This window comes from Kutzneria sp. CA-103260 (assembly GCF_018263855.1).
Lineage (GTDB): Bacteria > Actinomycetota > Actinomycetes > Mycobacteriales > Pseudonocardiaceae > Kutzneria.
Genome location: NZ_CP073318.1, coordinates 7,284,815 through 7,303,256, shown reverse-complemented (window position 1 = coordinate 7,303,256; position 18,442 = coordinate 7,284,815). Strand labels below are relative to the sequence as shown.

The 18,442-nt window shown below is 68.8% G+C and carries 14 protein-coding genes; 7 read left to right on the top strand and 7 right to left on the bottom strand.

From position 1 onward, the window contains the following. Positions 1-123 precede the first annotated feature (123 nt). From JJ691_RS32125 to JJ691_RS32115, 3 genes are all read left to right on the top strand, one after another. Positions 124-6,906, top strand: a complete 6,783-nt coding sequence (locus JJ691_RS32125) for an RHS repeat-associated core domain-containing protein (RefSeq protein WP_211763331.1) — start codon at positions 124-126, stop codon at positions 6,904-6,906. Positions 6,907-7,383: 477 nt separating this feature from the next. Continuing rightward, a complete protein-coding gene (locus JJ691_RS32120) occupies positions 7,384-7,671 on the top strand; it encodes a hypothetical protein (RefSeq protein WP_211763330.1) in 288 nt (95 codons plus the stop codon). A gap of 3 nt (positions 7,672-7,674) precedes the next feature. Continuing rightward, entirely contained in the window at positions 7,675-8,094 is a 420-nt protein-coding gene (locus JJ691_RS32115; protein WP_211763329.1) for a hypothetical protein, read from the top strand. A gap of 56 nt (positions 8,095-8,150) precedes the next feature. On the opposite strand, the gene JJ691_RS32110 is transcribed toward JJ691_RS32115, so the two are convergent. The 6 genes from JJ691_RS32110 to JJ691_RS32085 form a co-directional block, all read right to left on the bottom strand. Then, on the bottom strand, positions 8,151-8,624 hold the full coding sequence (locus tag JJ691_RS32110; RefSeq protein ID WP_211763328.1) for a carboxymuconolactone decarboxylase family protein: 474 nt from the start codon (positions 8,622-8,624) through the stop codon (positions 8,151-8,153). A gap of 71 nt (positions 8,625-8,695) precedes the next feature. Next, entirely contained in the window at positions 8,696-9,067 is a 372-nt protein-coding gene (locus tag JJ691_RS32105; protein ID WP_211763327.1) for a glyoxalase superfamily protein, read from the bottom strand. A gap of 45 nt (positions 9,068-9,112) precedes the next feature. Beyond that, on the bottom strand, positions 9,113-9,259 hold the full coding sequence (locus tag JJ691_RS32100) for a hypothetical protein (RefSeq protein ID WP_211763326.1): 147 nt from the start codon (positions 9,257-9,259) through the stop codon (positions 9,113-9,115). An 80-nt stretch (positions 9,260-9,339) separates the two neighbouring features. Next, positions 9,340-10,083 carry an ABC transporter permease gene (locus JJ691_RS32095; RefSeq protein WP_211763325.1) on the bottom strand — a complete coding sequence of 248 codons (744 nt, stop codon included), beginning with the start codon at positions 10,081-10,083 and terminating at the stop codon, positions 9,340-9,342. After that, positions 10,080-11,018 carry an ATP-binding cassette domain-containing protein gene (locus JJ691_RS32090; protein WP_211763324.1) on the bottom strand — a complete coding sequence of 313 codons (939 nt, stop codon included), beginning with the start codon at positions 11,016-11,018 and terminating at the stop codon, positions 10,080-10,082. The genes JJ691_RS32095 and JJ691_RS32090 overlap by 4 nt, the downstream gene beginning before the upstream one ends. Positions 11,019-11,063: 45 nt before the next feature. After that, positions 11,064-14,138: a BTAD domain-containing putative transcriptional regulator gene (locus JJ691_RS32085; protein ID WP_211763323.1), complete on the bottom strand. Its 3,075-nt coding sequence runs from the start codon at positions 14,136-14,138 to the stop codon at positions 11,064-11,066. 100 nt (positions 14,139-14,238) lie between these two features. Here JJ691_RS32085 and JJ691_RS32080 point away from each other — a divergent pair, with 100 nt between their 5' ends. Then, the gene (locus tag JJ691_RS32080; protein WP_211763322.1) at positions 14,239-15,450 is read left to right on the top strand and encodes a cytochrome P450; all 1,212 of its coding nucleotides are present in this window, start codon (positions 14,239-14,241) and stop codon (positions 15,448-15,450) included. 6 nt (positions 15,451-15,456) lie between these two features. On the opposite strand, the gene JJ691_RS32075 is transcribed toward JJ691_RS32080, so the two are convergent. Next, positions 15,457-16,938: an AMP-binding protein gene (locus JJ691_RS32075; protein ID WP_211763321.1), complete on the bottom strand. Its 1,482-nt coding sequence runs from the start codon at positions 16,936-16,938 to the stop codon at positions 15,457-15,459. 83 nt (positions 16,939-17,021) lie between these two features. Here JJ691_RS32075 and JJ691_RS32070 point away from each other — a divergent pair, with 83 nt between their 5' ends. From JJ691_RS32070 to JJ691_RS32060, 3 genes are read left to right on the top strand one after another with little or no spacing between them, the layout of a single operon-like run. Further along, on the top strand, positions 17,022-17,807 hold the full coding sequence (locus tag JJ691_RS32070; RefSeq protein ID WP_211763320.1) for a MerR family transcriptional regulator: 786 nt from the start codon (positions 17,022-17,024) through the stop codon (positions 17,805-17,807). A gap of 15 nt (positions 17,808-17,822) precedes the next feature. Then, complete coding sequence (locus JJ691_RS32065; protein ID WP_211763319.1) at positions 17,823-18,170, top strand: VOC family protein; 348 nt, start codon at positions 17,823-17,825, stop codon at positions 18,168-18,170. Between the two features lie 31 nt (positions 18,171-18,201). Then, positions 18,202-18,408 (top strand): helix-turn-helix domain-containing protein, encoded by a 207-nt coding sequence (locus JJ691_RS32060; RefSeq protein WP_442912787.1) that lies wholly within the window; start codon positions 18,202-18,204, stop codon positions 18,406-18,408. Positions 18,409-18,442 lie beyond the last annotated feature (34 nt).

The following is an 18,442-nucleotide window of genomic DNA, read 5'->3' as shown; positions in this document are numbered from 1 at the left end:
GCGCCCGGTGTGTGTCCTGTGTGTGAGATTTTTCTTCCCCGGCGAACATGTGCCGTGTAGCGTCCGCTAGCGGCGGTATAGGTATGCCGAGGGGGCAGTGTGCGCGGGTTCAATGGGTGTGTCTTGCGTGCGGTCAGACGGCCGCGCAGTGTCCTGGTCGCTTCGGCGGCGGCGGTCGCGCTGGTCGCGTCGCTGGTCAACGCGGGTGTTACGGCCCCACTGGCGCAGGCGGACGGGACCGGACAGGTGTCGGTCGAAAAACCGATCCCACACGCCGACCGGGCGCTGAAAGGCGCCGATAAAGCGGCCTTTGAATCGTCGACGCCACTGGTGAATGTGTCGTGGCCGGCGGCCGGCGACGCCGATGTGACCACGAACGGTGTTTCGCGGACCGCGAAAGCCGCGACGCCGGCGCGCGCCGGAACGCTGCCGATTTCGTTGTCGGCGGAAAACGAAAATCAGGCGACGGAAACACCGTCCTCGACATTTCATGTGCACCTCGCCGATCAGGCCGCGACGCGAAAAGCCGGCATCAGCGGCCTGCTCTTCACCGTGAAACCGGACAAGGCGCAGGACCAGCACGACACGGTCCAAGTCGACTATTCGTCCTTCCGCAACGCGGTCGGCGGCGACTTCGGGTCGCGCCTGCACCTGAGCCAGCTGCCGGCCTGCGCGTTGACCGACCCGGACCGCCCGGACTGCCGCCAGCAGACGCCGCTGGCCTCGTCCAGCAACGACGCGAAATCGGCGCGGGTCTCGGCGCAGGTGTCCTTTGCGGCGCAGAACGCCCAGACGCCAATGGTGTTGGCGGCGACAGCCGGCCCCAGCGGACCTAACGGGACATTCACCGCGTCCTCGCTCTCGCCGTCGGGAACATGGTCGGTCGGTGGCAGCACCGGCGCGTTCACCTGGTCTTATCCCATTGCCGTGCCGCCGTCCGCGGCTGCCTCCACAGTGGCCCCGACGGTCTCCCTTTCCTACAACTCCAGCGCGGTTGACGGGCAGACTTCGGGAACCAACAACCAGTCGTCGTGGATCGGCGAGGGATGGGACTACTCGCCGGGCTATATCGAGCGGTCCTATCGATCCTGCGACGAGGATCCCGCCGGCACCGCGCCGAAGGTGCACGACCTCTGCTGGGCCGGCCAGGTCGTGTCGATGGACCTGAACAACCAGTCGGTCTCCCTGGTCACCGGGGACAACGGGCAGACCTGGCACGCGTCGGCCGACACGGGGGACCGCATCGAGCTGGTCCACGGCGCGAACGGCGCGAACAACGGCGTGCACGACGGCGAGTACTGGCGGGTCACGACCCCGGACGGGACCCAGTACTTCTTCGGCCGCAACAGCGGCCCCGCCGGCGCGACCAACTCGGCGTGGACCGAGCCGGTCTACGGCGCCCACGCGGGCGACCCCTGCAACAACACGTCGGGCTTCGCCGCGTCCTCCTGCCCGCAGGCCTGGCGCTGGAACCTCGACTACGTCGAGGATCCGCACGGCAACGTCACCGCCTACTACTACACGCCGGAGACCAACTACTACGGGGCGAACGGCGGCAAGACCGGCGTCCTGTACACCCGCGACGGCTACCTGGCCCGGATCGACTACGGGCTTCGGGACGTCAACGGCACCGTGTCCAGCGGTCCGGCGCCGGACCAGATCGTGTTCACGACTGCGGAGCGCTGCCTGCCGACGGCCACGATGGACTGCGCGGCCGACAAGTTCACCAAGGACAACGCGGCGTTCTGGCCGGACACCCCGCAGGACCAGCAGTGCGTCAAGACCGACCAGAACAAGACGCCCACGTGTGACAACCCCAGCCCGTCACTGTGGACCACCAAGCGGCTGGTCAAGATCTCGACGCAGTACTACAACGGATCCGGGTACACCCCGGTCGACAGCTACGACCTCACGCACCAATTCTTCACGGCCAGCGACTCGGACCTCTGGCTGTCCTCGATCAAGCACACCGGATTCGGCGCGGACGGCGCCTCGCTCGCGATGCCGCCGGTGAGCTTCGTGGGGCAGACCTACGACAACCGTGTCCTGGGCTACAACACCCAGCCGGCCATGGCGCACCGGCGGATGACCGCCATCACCGCCGAGACCGGCCAGGTCACCAAGGTGACGTACACGCCGGCGGAGTGCACCGGCACAAACTATCCCCAGGACGTGTCCAACGACCAGATGATGTGCTTCCCGGTCTACTGGACGCCGGAGTTCAACTCGACGCCGATCCTGGACTTCTTCCACAAGTACGCCACCAAGGAGGTCGACGTCCAGGACACCAACGCCCTGTCGCCGACCAAGCGAACCACCTACGACTACCAGGGCAAGCCGGCCTGGCACTTCGACGACAACGAGCTGGTCAAGCCGGTGAACCGGACCTACGGCCAGTTCCGCGGGTTCGGCGAGGTCGACGTCCGCTCGGGCAACACCGACAACACCAGCAACGGCTCGGCCGATCGACAGACCCTGACCAAGACCACCTACTACCGCGGCATGGACGGCGACACCATGCCCAACGGCAAGACCCGGGACAACGTGAAGGTGCCCGACTCGCTCGGCGAACAGGTCAGTGACAGCAACCAGATCGCCGGCACGCCGCGAGAGGCGCAGACCTACAACGGTGACGGCGGCGGGCAGATCAGCACCGTCATCACCGACGCCTCGGTGATCGCGACGACCGGCTCGCGGGCCCGCACCGGCCTGCCCGCGCTCACCGCGGACGTGGTCGCCACGACGAAGTCCAGGACGCTGACGACGCTGGCGGCCGGCGGAGTCCGGACCGACATCGAGACCACGGCCTACGACGGCGCCGGCCGGGTCTCGCAGCAGACGTCCACAGTGGACGGATTGCCGGACCTGTGCACGACGACCAGCTACGCGGACAACACCGACAAGTGGATCCGAACCCGGGTCAAGGAAGTTGTCGTCTCGCAGCAGCAGTGCCCGGCCCCGGGGACGGCGCCCGCGCCGATCCTCAGTGACACCAGGAATTTCTACGACGGCCAGAGCGCAAACGGCGCGCTGCCCGGGCCGGGTGACGTGACGCGGACCGACAGCGCGACGACGAACACCAACGGCGCGCTCACCTTCGCCACCACGATGACCGCGACCTACGACGCCTCGGGTCGGGTCACCTCCACCACCGACGCCCGGCAGGGCGTCACGAAGACCGCCTACACGCCGCCGGACGGTGGCGTGCTCACGAAGCGTGTGGTCACCAATCCCTTGCAGCAGGCCACGACCTACACGTACGAGCCCGCGAACGGTGCGCCGACGGAGATCGTCGACGTCGCCGGCCACGTTACGGATGCGCAGTACGATCAGCTCGGCCGGCTGACCGGAGTGTGGCTGCCCGGGCACCACCGGGGCAGCGACCCGGCGTCGAGCACGTACGCCTACGCGCTCAACAGCACCGGCCCCTCGACGGTGACCACCAAAACCCTGATCGACTACGGCAGCGGCACGTTCTACACGACCAATGTCAGCCTGCTGGACAGCTTCGGGCAGGTGCTACAGACCCAGTCCAACGCCGAAGGCGGCGGGCGGATCGTGTCGGACAACTTCTACGACTCGCACGGCTGGGTCATCCGCAGCAACAACCGCTACTACACCGATGGCGATCCCGGCACGACACTCGTCTCGGTCGCCGACAAGGACGTCGAAGACCGCACGTTGAACTCCTATGACGGCTCCGGGCGCATCCTCGTCGCCGCCGACTACAACGGCGCGAATCCCAAGTGGTCCACGACCACCGTGTACGGCGGTGACCGCACGACCACGATCCCGCCGGCCGGCGGCGTGACGACGACCCAGCTGGTCGACGGCCGCGGCCGTACCAGCGAAGTACGCCAGTACACCGCGGCACCGGCGGTCAACGGCAGTGTCGTGTCCGGCGGCGCCTACCAGACGACCAGCTACCACTACACGCCGCTCGGGCTCCAGGACCAGATCACCGACGCCGACGGCGACAAGTGGTCCTACAGCTACGACCTGATGGGACGCAAGAAGTCCCAGACCGACGTCGACGCGGGCACCACCAGCTACAGCTACGACGACGCCGGACTGCTGACGTCCGAGACCGATGCGCGGGGCCAGACCCTCGCCTTCTCCTACGACCCGCTGGCCCGTAGGACCGGTGAGTTCCAGGGATCCCTGACCGGCCCGCAGCTGGCGTCCTGGACGTACGACACCGTTCAGACCGGCAAGCTCTCCTACTCGACGCGCTACACCGCCGACGGCGACTACCTGGTGGGCGTGACCGGATACGACGCCGGCGGCAACCCCACCGGCTCGATCCTGCGCGTCCCCGACGGTGAGGCCGGGCTGGCCGGGGACTACACCACGTCGATGTCCTACACCTCGACTGGGCTGCTGGACGTCACGACGCCGGCGCCCGGTGGCAAGCTGCCGGGCGAGCAGATCGTCACCGCGTACGACCAGCTGGGCAACGCGAAGAGCGTCTCGGGCTACAACACCTACGCCACCAACGCCGAGTACACCCCGTACGGCGAGCTGCACAAGTTCAGCACGGCCGGCGGCCAGGGCGCGCTGGCGGTCGAGCGGGACGCCCAGACCCGTCGCGTCACCGACGTCAAACTGACCGCGACCAAGGCGCCCGTGCAGATCGACGACACCAGCTACACCTACGACCCGGCGGGCAACCTCACGTCGAGCACGGATGTCGAAGGACCGGCCGGCTCGCCCGTGCAGCAGCAGTGCTTCACCTACGACGCGCTCGACCGCCTCGCCCAGGCGTGGACCGCCGCCAACTGCGGGGACCAGCCGTCGACGGCCGGCATCAGCGGCGCCAATCCGTACTGGACGAGCTGGGGCTTCGAACCGGCCGGGCTGCGCAAGACCCAGGTGCAGCACTCGCTCACCGCCGGCGTCAGCGACACCACCACGACGTACAACTATCCCGATCCGAGCGCCCCGCAGGCACACACCCTGTCCTCCAGCACGACTTCGGGGCCGGGCGGGAACAGCGCCGCGAGCTACACCTATGACGCGGTCGGCAACACCAAGACCAGGACACTGCCGTCCGGACAGCAGACGCTCACCTGGAACGAGGACGGCCGGCTGTCGACCGACCAGACGGATTCCGGCACGACGTCCTACGTCTACGACGCCGACGGCAACATCCTCATCCGGCGCGACCCGGGCAGCAGCACCCTCTATCTGCCCGGTGAGGAGCTGAAGTACAACACGTCGCTGAAGACCGTAGTCGGTACCCGCTATTACGCGATGACCGGCGGGACCGTCGCGATGCGTGTCGGCGGCGCCAATCCCACGGTGCTCACCAGCGACCAGCACGGCACCAGCAGCATCGCGTACCAGCCCGACACCGGAGCCGTCACCAGGCGCGCGTTCGACCCGTACGGCAACCAGTTCGGGACGCCCCAGGGCATCTGGCCCGACGATCACGGCTTTCTCAACAAGTCCGTCGACCAGTCCACCGGGCTCACCGACGTCGGCGCCCGTGAATACGATTCGACCACGGGTCGTTTCCTGTCCGTCGACCCGCAGCTCGATCCGTCCAGCCCTGGGCAGCTCAACGGCTACGCCTACAGCGCCGACAACCCGACCACATTCAGCGACCCGACCGGCACCCGAATCGCTGGCTGCGAGGAATACCACACGAACTGCATCGACGGCGGCCCGGTTGGCGAGCAGCACGGTGATGGCCCACCTTCACCGAGTCCTAATCCGTCGCCGATAGTTTTCAACTCGCCGCATGTCAAGGCGTCTTACGACTTCGCTACCGGTCATTACTATATCAACCATGTCTTGATGCCGACGGACATGAACTTCGATAGTGCGCTCAAGTTGCTCAAGGCGATGCTGGCCGACCCTGCCGAGAAAACGTGGTGGCCTCAGAGGAGTAGCTTCGAGGACCCGCTGGCTGGTGATGACGATGTGGTAATGATGTTGCAGCACGTCTGTCACATGGATGACTGCGGCAAGGGTGTCGGTAAAGAGCTGTTCACCATGCATATGGCGTTCTCTCTTCCGATTCTGGTGGCGTTCGGCGGCCTTAATGCTGGCTCTGCGGATCTGGCAGGAATGGAAGCGTCGAGAATCCTGCCCAATGGAAAGATGTACGAGCCGGGTAGTCTGGCCAGTAAATTCACGGAAATGCCGGACCGTGTTCGCAAGGCGTTGTCGTGTGCGACCGGCAACAGCTTCGCCGCCGGCACCCCTGTCCTGATGGCCGACGGCTCCGTCAAACCGATTGAGGACGTCAAGGTCGGCGACACAGTCGAGAACGCCGACGTCGACAGCGGTGTCCGTCAGCAGCACGTCGTCACCGCCGTGCACGTCACCGACACCGACACCGACTTCGTCGACCTCGCCATCGGTCCGCCCGGCAGGCAGAAGACCGTCACCGTGACCGCGCACCACCTGTTCTGGGACGCCACCACCCACCAGTGGGTCGACGCCGCCGACCTGCGCATCGGCGACCAGCTCGACACTCCCGGCGACGGCCACGTCGCGGTGGTGTCGTCGCACCGCTACACGAAGTCGATCCGCACCTACAACCTGACCGTCGACGTCGTCCACACGTACTATGTGCTCGCTGGCAACACGCCGATCCTTGTCCACAATGTCGGTGGAATGGACGGGTGTTCCGACCCGGCCTATCAAGGTGTTCTGCATATTACTGACGAAGTTGCCAAGGGAAACACGAGTCACGATCTGGGTATGAGTGAAGACGAGCTCGCGGACTATCTTGATGTGTATGCAAATAGCGGCACGGGGCAGGCGATCAAGGGTGGGGGTGTAGGATGGTACGACTCGAACCGTGGAGTTATGATTATTCAGCGCAACGAGTACTCGATGACCGCCTTTAAGACGTCGAAGGACAACTTCGAGTCCCGACTAGACCCGAACAGGTGATGTATGCAGCTCAAGCGTGATGAGGACAGCTTCATGCTCACCTTGACGGAGGTTGAGCTCGGTCGACTTCTCGTGTGCGTGGTCGAATCCGTGGAAGCGTTGTCTCGTAGTGAGTTCTTTATTCGCACCGGATGGGCTCGCGATGACGTGCGGTCAGCGATCTCTTCCTTTGGTAGGGTGTCAAATGGAGAGCTTGTCGAGATTTCGATCGATATCCCAGAACCGGAAGAAGCGGTTGAGAATCCGAGACGTCCCAGGGAGCGGCGGTAGAATACTGCGCTTTCTTGTCGGCGCTGCCGAACCCTGTGTCTGGTGTCAAGGTTGGCGACACCGTTGAGAATACCGATGTCCACAGCGGCAGCGTCACACCGTCATGGCGGTCCACGGGCACGGCGAAGTCGAGCGTCGTGCCGATCAACCCCACCTGGACTCCCTGAGAACGAGTGAGCTGTAGATCCCTCGCTGGCGCAGGAGAACATGGTCGTGCTGGAGGCGTTGCAGGCGTCCCAGGGGCTGATCTCCTCGGAAGTGAGAGGGGTGTCCGTCCAGATCGAGGCGGACAGAGTCGTTCTTCACTTCGCGCTGTGGCGGCTGACTGGGGAGGTCGAGGAGGACATCAGCGACATGGTTTTCGAACTCGATGCCCTGAGGGGCGGGCACACCGCGGTGGAGACCGTGATCCATGTCGGACCGACCGACGACAGTTGGCCGGGGCGGGGCGGGCGACTCATCTACCTGGCGAAAGATCCTGCTCCTGGCTGGTAGGCGATGACGATGGGGTTCGGTGAGGTGGACGGGCGGGATTCTCGGGCCGAGATTCTGGATCCGCGGGAACTCGTCGGCCTGAAGGCGAGTGTCGTCTCGACGATCGTGGACGACGAGGACGACGTCGCGGCACTGCAGATCGGTCTCGTCGTCGGCGCCTTCGCGGTGTTTACCGTGTGGACGGACTGGACGCTGCGGGTCGAGCGGAGAGCGGACGACGAAATCCCCGACTACCGCTGGCCGGCGGACGGCTACCGCAGGGTTCCGCTCCTGCCGGACATCCCCGAGCGTGGGGTGGAGATCGTTTCGGTCGAGGTCGAGACCGACGATTCGGGTGCACGGGTCGGGGTCAGGATCGAATTCCCCGAACAGTGGATATCAGTGAGATCATTTGGCGGGGAACTGGCGCTCGTGGTGGATTGACCTGGTGTGGTCCGGGCCCCGCGGCTCACCGGCCGCGGGGGCCTTCGCGTCGGTGCTCAGCCGAATTGGCCTACCTCGTAGCTGCCGGCCGGCTGCTGGTTGATGACGTTGACGCGGTTGTAGGTGTTGATCACCGCGATCAGGGAGACCAGCGCCGCAAGTTGGTCCTCGTCGTAGTGCTTGGCGGCGTTGGCCCAGGCGTCGTCGGTGACGCCGCCGGCGGCGTCGGCGATGCGGGTGCCCTGCTCGGTGAGCTCCAGGGCAGCCCGCTCGGCCTCGGTGAAGACGGTGGCCTCGCGCCAGGCGGCGACCAGGTTGAGGCGCACGGAGGTCTCGCCGGCGTGGGCGGCGTCCTTCGTGTGCATGTCGGTGCAGAAGCCGCAGCCGTTGATCTGGCTGGCGCGGATCTCCACCAGCCGCTGCACGGTGTGCGGCAGCGTGGAGTCGGCCAGCGCCTTGCTGGCCGCGTACAGGTGCTTGAGCACCTTGGACGAGACGGGGTTGCGGTACAGGTCCAGGCGCGGGTTCATGGGTTCCTCCCCAGCAGTGCTGACGGTCCGTACTAAAGACCGGACAGCCCGCCGGGTTGTGACACCAAGGGCTAGGACGGGCGGACGATCTGCTGGAGGGCCCAGTGGTTGCCGTCCGGGTCGTCGAACTCGGCGAAGCGGCCCCAGGCCAGGTCCTGGACCTCGCTGATCTCGACGCCCCGGCCGGCCAGCTCGGCCCGGACCTTGTCGGCGTCCTCGACCACGGCCTGCAGGCCCTTGACCGAGCCCGGGGCGGCGTCGGTCAGGCCCTTGCCGAAGGCGATCGAGCAGGCCGAGCCGGGCGGGGTCAGCTGCACGAAGCGGACCTCCTCGCTGACCGTGTGGTCGTGGTCGAGGTGGAAGCCGACCTGGTCGACGTAGAAGTCCCGAGCCCGGTCGACGTCGGTCACGGGCAGGATCACGAGCTCGATCTTGATGTCCATGAGCACCACCCTAGAAGGCATTGCGGACAGGTACGGTCCGCAATGTCACCGGCGTTTGCGCAGGCGCTGAAGCGCCTCGCGGGCCCGCTGCTGGTTGCGGGGATCGCTCGCGGCCCGCGTCACCTGCTCGGTCAGCCTGCGGCCCTGGGGACTGCGCAGGAAGTCGGTGATCCGCCGCCAGATGGACGCCATGACGCCGCTCCTCTCCGATGCTGTTCGCACCTTTTGTCCCCATTATCGCCCAGTCTGAAACCTGGCCGACGGCAGCGGCGTCAGGCCCGCTTGGCGAACTGGGCACGGGCCCAGAGGTAGCCGGCGACGGCGATGGCCAGCGACCAGGCGAGGGCGGCGATGGTCTGGCCGGGGGCGGGGACGCCGGTGAGGAAGCCGCGGACGGACTCGATGATCGCGGTGAACGGCTGGTACTGGGCGAACTCCCGGATGCCGGGGCCCATCTTGGCGGCCGGCACGATGGCGCTGCTGAAGAACGGCAGCATGATCAGGGGCACGGCGAAGAAGCCGGCGGCCTCGACCGACCGCGCGCCGAGGCCGAAGGCGACGGTGAGCCAGCTGACGGCGATGATCAACAGCAGCAGCACACCGGCGGCGGCCAGCCAGTCCACAAAGGACCCGTTGGGGTGGAAGCCGAACAGCAGGGCGATGCCGATGATCGCGGCGACGGCGAAGGCGGTTCGGGCCACGGTGGACACGACGTGCCCGGTCAGCACGGCTCCCCGGGAGACGTCCATCACCTTGAAACGGTTGATGATTCCCTTGGTCATGTCGGAGCTGACCGACACGGCGGTGGCGCTCAGGCCGTAGGTGATGGCCATCATGATCATGCCGGGGGTGGCGTAGTCGACGTAGTCACCGCCGACGTCGAACGCGCCGCCGAGGACGTACACGAACATCAGCATCATGATGATCGGCATGAAGATCGCGTTGAACAGCGTGACGGGGTTGCGCAGGGTGTGCTTCACGTTGCGGCGCAACATGATCAGGGCGTCGGTGCTCATGGCGCGGCCACCTCCGGGGCGCTGGCGTGGCCGGTCAGGGCCAGGAAGACGTCGTCGAGGTCGGGCAGGTGCACGGTGAACTCCTCGACGTCGATGGCGTACTCGTCGAGCCGGTCCAGCAGCGACCGCAGCGACTTGTTGCCGCCGTCGCTGGGCACCCGCAGCACCAGGCCGTCCTCGTCGGGAGTGGAGCCGGGCAGCACACGGGCGGCGGCGCTCAGCTGCGTGGCGCCGCCGAAGCGAAGCTGCACGTGGCCGCCGGGGATACGCCGCTTGAGCTGCTCGGGGGTGCCCTCGGCGACCAGCTTTCCCTGGTCCAGCACGGCGATCCGGTCGGCCAGCTGGTCGGCCTCCTCCAGGTACTGGGTGGTCAGGAAGATGGTCATGCCGTCGGCCACCAGCTCGCGCACGATGGTCCACATGGTGCGGCGGCTGCGCGGGTCGAGGCCGGTGGTCGGCTCGTCCAGGAAGATGATCCGCGGCCGGCCGACCAGGGTCATGGCCAGATCGAGCTTGCGCCGCATGCCGCCGGAGTACGCCACCGCGCGCATCTCGGCCGCCTCCAGCAAATCGAAGCGTCGCAACAGATCCTCGACGACCGAGCGGTCCTTGAGGTGGTGCAGGTCGGCCATCAGCCGCAGGTTCTCGCGGCCGGTCAGCAGCTCGTCCACGGCGGCGAACTGGCCGGTGACGCCGATGGCCGAACGGACCTTCCTGGTCTCGGTCACGACGTCGTGGCCGCCGACCCGCGCCGTGCCGCTGTCCATCGACAGCAACGTGGTCAGCACGTTCACGGCGGTGGTCTTGCCGGCCCCGTTCGGGCCGAGCAGCGCGAAGATCGAGCCGGTCGGCACGTCCAGGTCGATGCCGTCGAGCACGACCTTGCCGCCGTAGGACTTTCTCAGGCCTGAAGCCGTTATCGCTGAACTTGACATGCCGCCTAATCTGCGCGGCTGCCCTGACACAGCCCTGACACGGCCTCAGCCGAGCGTGACAGCGGCCAACTCGTGCCAGTCCGCCAACGCTCCCTGCTGGGTCGCGGCGGTGAACAGCGCGTCGCCGAGATGACGCCGCGCGGCCTGCTCGATCCGGGCGACGTCTGGGTGGCCGGGGGCCGGCAGGCCACGCACGCGAGCGCTGGCGGCGAGCAGGCGGACGGCCTGCTCGTGCTGTCCCTGGCGCAGGGCCAGATCCGCCACGCCGACCAGGAGCTGGGCGACCATGGGGGCGTTGCCGATCTCGTGCGCGGCCCGGAAAGCCTCGACTCGGTGCTCGCGGGCCTCGTTGACGTCGTCGGCGAGATAACCGAGCAAGTCGTGGGCCGACGTCCGGTAGTTGGCCCGCTCGGCGGCGCTGCCCAGGGTGGCCTTCGCAACGTCGAGCTGCCGCCGCGCCCGCGCCGCGTCGCCGTCCCAGCGTGCGAGCTCGGCCTCGGTCAGGGCCAACTCGGCCAGCGCGTTCGGCCACGCGACCCGGTCGGCGCACCGCCGAGCCTCGGCCACCGCCGCCGCGCTCGACTCCTTGTCGCCCATCAGCCAGTACAGTCGCGCCTGCCGCGACCGCATGCCCACGACGTCCTCGATCGCGCCGATCTCGGTCACGACGGTGACAGCCTGCTCGTAGTGCTCGCACGCCGCGGCGAGCTCGCCACGCATGGCGACCCGCTCGGCCAGCTCGATCAGGGCGAACGAGATCGCCCACCGCTCACCGACCGCGCGCAGCTCGGCCAGCGCTTTCTCCAGGTGCGCGTCGGCCTCCGGCCCGCCGTCGCCGAACAGGACGCGCTGCTTGCCCAGCTGGAGCCGGGCAATGCCACGCACCCACGGATTGTCGTCGGCCAGCAGCGGTTCGAACGCCGTCAGGGAACCTTCCGGCGAGCGCAACAGACGTTCCAGTGGGGCGGCGAACTTCACCGCTGGATGGAAGTGGTCGTCGACCCGTCGGCTGACGTCGTAGGCCGCGCGGATCCACTCGGCGGCGTCGTACTGGTCGCTGCGCCCGGAGACCACGAACTGCGCCACATAGACGTAGACCAGGGCCCGGATCTCGTCGGACACCTCGCCGGGCACGGCGGTGGCCGCCATGATCAGGTCATTGCCCTCGGCCTTGTGCCCGCCGAGCCACCAGTACCAGGTGGCGGCGGCTGCGAGGCGCATCGCGCCCTGCGCGTCCCCGGCGGTGATCGCACCGCGCATCGCGGCTGAGATGTTGTCGTGTTCGCGCGCCAGCATGGTCAGCCACTCCACCTGCTCGGTGCTGCGCAGCCGTGGCTCCGCGGTCTCGGCGAGCTCGGTGAAGTACGCGAGGTGCGCGCGGCGGGCCAGATCCGCCTCGCCGGCCTCGTCGAGGCGCTGCCGGGCGTACTCCTTGATGGTGCCGAGCATCCGGTAGCGGTCGCCCGTGGTCACCACCAACGACTTCTCGGTCAACGCCGTCAGCAGGTCCAGCGCATCCTCGGAGCAGATCCGTTCCGCCGCCTCCAGGCTCGCGCCGCCGGCGAACACCGAGAGCCGGCGCAGCACCACCCGCTCCTCCTCGGAGAGCAGGTCCCAACTCCAGTCGATCACCGCCCGCAGCGTCCGGTGCCGGGGCAGCGCGGTCCGGCTGCCGCCGGTCAGCAGCCGGAAGCGGTCGTCGAGCCGGGTGGCCAGCTGGTCCAGGGACATGGTGCGCAGCCGGGCGGCGGCCAGCTCGATGGCCAGCGGCATGCCGTCCAGCGCCCGGCAGACCCGGGCCAGCGTGGCGGCGTCGGTGGCGAGATCCGGGCGTACGGCGGCGGCTCGGTCCCGCAGCAGCTGGACGGCCGGGGCGGCCTCGATCTCCGCCGGCTCGGCGTCGTCCGCCGGCAGGACCAGCGGGGCGACGGCCCACAGCGCCTCGCCGGTGATGCCGAGGGGTTCCCGGCTGGTCGCGAGGATCCGCAGCCGCCGGCACTCGCCGAGCGCCCGGTGGGCGAACTCGGCCGCCGACTCGATCACGTGCTCGCAGTTGTCCAGGATCAGCAGCATCTCCCGGTCGCGGACGGCCGCCACGACCCGGTCGGTCGGCTCCGTGTCCGGGTCGTCGTCGAGCAGCGAATCCCGCTGGCCGAGGGCGGTCAGCGTCGCCTGGGCCACGTCGCCCTCGACGGGCGCGAGCTCCACCAGCCACGCCCCGTCCGGCAGGTCGCCGAGCAGGGTGCGCACGGTCTCGGTGGCCAGCCGGGTCTTGCCCGTGCCGCCCGGCCCGATCAGGGTGGTGAGCCGGTGCCCGGCGATGAGCTCCCGGACCGCGGCGACATCGGCGTCCTTGCCGACGTAGCTGGTCAGCTCGGCCCGCAGGTTGGTCTTGCGGGTCTCCGGCCGCCGGCCGAGTTCGCCCCGCAGCAACGCGACGTGCACGGCGGACAGCTCCGGCGAGGGGTCGACGCCCAGCGTGTCGGCCAGGGTTTCCCGGGTCCGCTGGAACACCTGCAGCGCTTCGGCGTCACGGCCGGTCGCGGCCAGCGCCCGGATCAGCGCGGCCACCAGCCGTTCCCGCATCGGATGCGCGGCCACCAGGTCGATCAGCTCCGTGACCTGCTCCGGGCCGGTTTCCGCGTCGAACCGGTCCTCCAACGCCGTCAGGCGCAGGGCTTCGAGCCGCGTGACCGCCGCGTCGAAGGCGGCGCTGTCCTGGAGGCCGATGTCCTGCATGGCCGCGCCGCGCCACAGGGTCAGGGCCTCACGCAGCCGTCGCGGATCCTCGTCGTCGCGGGCCCGGCCGACGAGGCGTTCGAACCGCACGGCGTCCACGGCGTCCGGGTCCACGGTCAGGCGGTAGCCGGTGGGCTGCCCGTCGACCAGGCCGTCCGGCAGCACCTTGCGCAGCCGGGAAACCAGGCGCTGCAAGGCATTCGCCGCGTCAGCCGGCGGGTTCTCGCCCCAGATCCAGTCGACCAGCGCCGCCTTCGGGACCACGTGCCCCGGTTCCAGCGCGAGGGCGGCCAGCAGTCCGCGCAGCCGGGCGCCCGGAACGTCGGCGAGAACGCCGTCATCCGTGCGAACCTCGAACGGTCCGAGCATCCCGATCTGCACGCGGCCGATTTTGCCACGGGCGGTGTCAGGGCCATGGCGGTTTCGTGTCAGCGCCAGCGGCCAGAGTTGTCGTTAGCACCCACCACGGAAGGAAAGTCCGATGACTCAAGCGGTTCCCGTCCCGCAGGGCCTGCCCATGAACCGCGACGCCGGCCCGTTCGACCCGCCCCGGGCGATCACCCGGCTGCGCTCGGCCCGCCCCGTCAGCCCGCTGGTGTTCCCCGACGGCCATGAGGGCTGGCTGGTCACCGGCTACGACGCCGTCCGCCAGGTGCTGGCCGACACCCGGTTCAGCTCCCGGCAGGACCTCGGGGTGCTGCACGTGCCGTGGGAGACCCCGGGCATGCCGCCCGCGACCGAGCCGTCCCCGCAGACGCCGGGCCTGTTCATCGCCATGGACGGGCTGGACCACTCCCGCCTGCGGCGCAAGCTCATCGGGGCCTTCACCGTCCGGCGGATGAAGGCCCTGGAGGAGCACATCGTCGAGGTCGTGGAGCGGCAGCTGGACCGGCTGGCCGCCATGACCGCGCCGGTCGACCTGGTCAAGGCGTTCGCGCTGCCGGTGCCGTCGCTGGTGATCTGCGAGATGCTCGGCGTGCCCTACGCGGACCGGGACACCTTCCAGGCCAACTCCGCCCAGTTCATGGTCAAGGACCAGTCGCTGGACGAGAAGATGGCCGCCTGGAACGCGCTGACCTCCTACCTGGCCCAGCTGATCGTCGGCAAGCGGACCGAGCCCGGCGAGGACCTGCTGTCCGACCTGGCCCGCGACGAGGAGTTGAGCGTCGAGGAGCTGATCGGCATCGCCTTCCTGCTGCTGCTCGCCGGCCACGAGACCACCGCCAACATGCTCGCCCTCGGCACCTTCGCCCTGCTGGAGCACCCCGATCAGCTGGCCGAGCTGCGCGCCAACCCCGAGCTGATGCCCGAGGCCGTCGAGGAGCTCATGCGCTACCTGGCCGTCGCCGACGCATTTCTGCGCTACGCCACGGAGGACATCGAGGTCGGCGGCGAGACCATCACCAAGGGCTCCACCGTCGTCGTCTCCCTGCTCGCCGCCGGGCACGACCCCCAGCGCTTCGACGACGCCGACACCCTCGACGTGCACCGCAAGGCCCGCGGCCACCTCTCCTTCGGCCACGGCCCGCACCAGTGCCTCGGCCAGCAGTTGGCCCGCATCGAGATGCGCGCCGGCTTCGACGGCCTGCTGCGTCGCTTCCCCACGTTGGCCCTCGCCATCCCGGCCGCGGAGGTGAAGCTGCGCACCGACATGAACATCTACGGCGTCCACGAGCTGCCGGTCACCTGGTGACGGGCCTCAGCCGCGCTCCGCGAGCAGCTGGCGGAGCGCGCGGCGGTCCGGCTTGTGGCTGCCGGTCTGCGGCAGCTCGTCCAGGAACGTCACCACTTCCGGCGCGTAGGCCGCGCCCCGTTCCCGCCCAACCCACCGGATCACCTCGTCCTCCGACAAGGTGCTGCCGGGAGCCGTGACCACGGCCGCGTGCACGTGCTCGTCACGGCTCCCGTCGGTGACCCCGAAGACGATCACGTCGGCGATGGCCGGGTGACGCAGCAGGACGTCCTCGATGGCCGACGGGTAGACGTGGCCGTTGGCCGCCAGGATCACGTCCTTGCTGCGCCCGACGATCGTCAGGTAGCCCTCGGCGTCCAGGTGGCCGAGGTCGCCGGTGTGGAACCAGCCGTCCCGAAGCACCTGCTCGGTGAGCTCCGGCCGGCGGTGGTAGCCGGTCATCACACCCGGGCCGCGAACCCAGATCTCCCCGGTGCCGTCGGTCGGATCGCCCGCGGCGTCGCGGATCGTCAGCTCGATGCCCGGCACCGGCCGGCCCACCGTGGAGATCAGCTCCGGCCGCTCGTGCTCCCGCGGGGTCAGCCAGGTGATCTGCGCCGCCTCGTTGGTCCCGTAGCCCTGGGCGACGATCGGGCCGAACCGCTCGATCGCCTCGGCGACCCGGTGCGGGGTGCTGGCCGAGCCGCCGAGCGCGATCGACCGCAAGCTGGCGGTGTCGGTCGTGGCCAGCGCCGGGTGGTCCAGCAGTTGGTGCAGCAGGCGGGGCGGCAGCCAGAGGAACGAGACCTGTTCCCGCTCGATGGCGGCCAGCACCTCGCCGGCGTCGAACCGCTCGTGCAGCACGACACGGCCGCCGGCGGCGAGCACGACCCCGGACAGGGTGCCACCGAGATGCCCGATCGGCGTGCACAGCAGTTGCACCGCGTCCGTCCAAGCGGCCAGGGCCGCCGGCGTGAGGTAGCCCGGCAGCTTGGCCTGACGGGGAATTCCCTTCGGGACTCCCGTGCTGCCGCCGGTGAACTGGATCGACGCCAGGTCCTCGGGCCGCGCCTGCACCGGAATCGGCTTCGCTGATTCGGCTTCGGTCGCTTCGTCCAATGAGAGTCCCGTGACGCCGGGAACTTCGGCGAGCACTTCTCGCGCTTCGCCGGTGTGGCGGTCGGCGTCGTACACCAGCGCGGCGGCCTCGGCGGTGCGCAGCATCTCCGCCAGCAGGGAGGGGGCGAGGTCGTCGTACAGCACCGTGACGCAGCAGCCGAGGGTGTTGGCCGCGTAGCGCAGGACGTAGGTCTCGGGCCGGTTCCCGGTGAGCAGCGCGACGACATCTCCCCGGCGGAGCCCGTTGGCTCGCAGCACCCGGGCCGTGCGGTAGATCCGGTCCCGAAGCTCGCCGTACGTCCACTCGCCGCCGGCGTGCCGGATGGCGACCCGGTCGCGGTGGTCGTCGAAGGCGGCGAGCAGCGCGGCGATCGTGGTGTCGTGGGCCATGACCGCCATGCTGCCCGATCGCCGGCCGGTCCGTGCGGGTTTCGAGTTGCACCTCCGGTAAGGGGAGGGGCCAGGATCGGGGCATGGCTGTGCTGCTGCCCATCGGCGACTTCTCGCGGATGACCTACCTGAGCGTCAAGGCGCTGCGTCACTACCACGACGTGGGGCTGCTGCTGCCGGCGGTGATCGACCCGGTCAGCGGGCACCGGCTGTACCGGCCGGAGCAGGCCCGGACGGCGCAGGTGATCCGGCGGTTCCGGGACCTGGGCATGCCGCTGGAGGAGGTGCGGGCGGTGCTGGCGGCCCCGGACGTGGCGGGGCGCAATGCGGTGATCGGGGCCCACCTGCGGCGGGTGGAGGAGCAGCTGGAACGCACGCAGGCGGCGGTGACCTCGTTGCGGCTGCTGCTGGAGCAGGGGCCACCGGCGATCGAGGTCGAGTACCGCTCGGTTCCGGCTATGACGGTGCTGGCCGTGCGGGATCGGATCGCCATGAGCGACTGCGAGCGGTGGTGGGGCGACGCCTTCGGCCGCCTGCACGCGGCGGTGGGGGATCACCGGGTCGGACCCGACGGCTGCCTCTACCACAGCGAGTTCTTCACTGACGACGCCGGAGACGTCCTCGCGTTCGTGCCGGTGGACGGCGAGCCGTCCGGGCGCGGTGACGTCGAGCCGTTCGAGATTCCGGCCGTGGAACTGGCGGTCACCCTGCACCAGGGGCCGTTCAGTGAGCTGGACCAGACCTATGGCGCGCTCGGCACGTACGTCGCTGAGCGCGCCATAGGTGCGGACGGCCCGATCCGCGAGCACTACCTGGCCAGCCCGACCGAGACCGAGGTGTGCTGGCCGGTCCGGCACACCACTGACTGACAACGGGAGCACCACATGGGAACCATCGTCTACGCGATCACTTTCGACTGCGCGAACGCGGCCGAGCTGGCCGAATTCTGGGCCAGGGCAACGGATCGCGCCGTCGACCCGGACGCCAGCGAGGTCTTCGCCTCCATCGACGGCAAGGACGACCGGCCGCGCATGATGTTCATCAAGGTGTCGGAAGGGAAGACGGCGAAAAACCGAGTGCACCTCGACCTGGTCTCGACCGACCTGGACGCGGAGGCGGCCCGTCTGGTGTCGCTCGGGGCTGCCCGGGGCGGCGAGTTCACCGAGGCCGGCGCGCACTGGATCACCCTCGCCGACCCGGAGGGCAACGAGTTCGACCTCATCGGGGCCTAGCCGGCGGTTACCTAAGATGACAGCCGTGGAGATCGACCGGCTGCTGACGCTCGCCAGGACCGCCGACGACGCGGATCCCATGGTCGGGCTGGCGGCGGCCGTCGAGGTGCGCCGCGAGATGGAGCACCAGGAAGCGGTCCTCGTGCGGCGGGCCCGGGACCAGGGCCGGACCTGGGCCGAGATCGCCGAGGTGCTGGGCGTCAGCAAACAGGCCGTGCACAAGAAGCACGGCAGGTGACGGGGGTCACTGCGCAAAACGCAACACTCTCGGG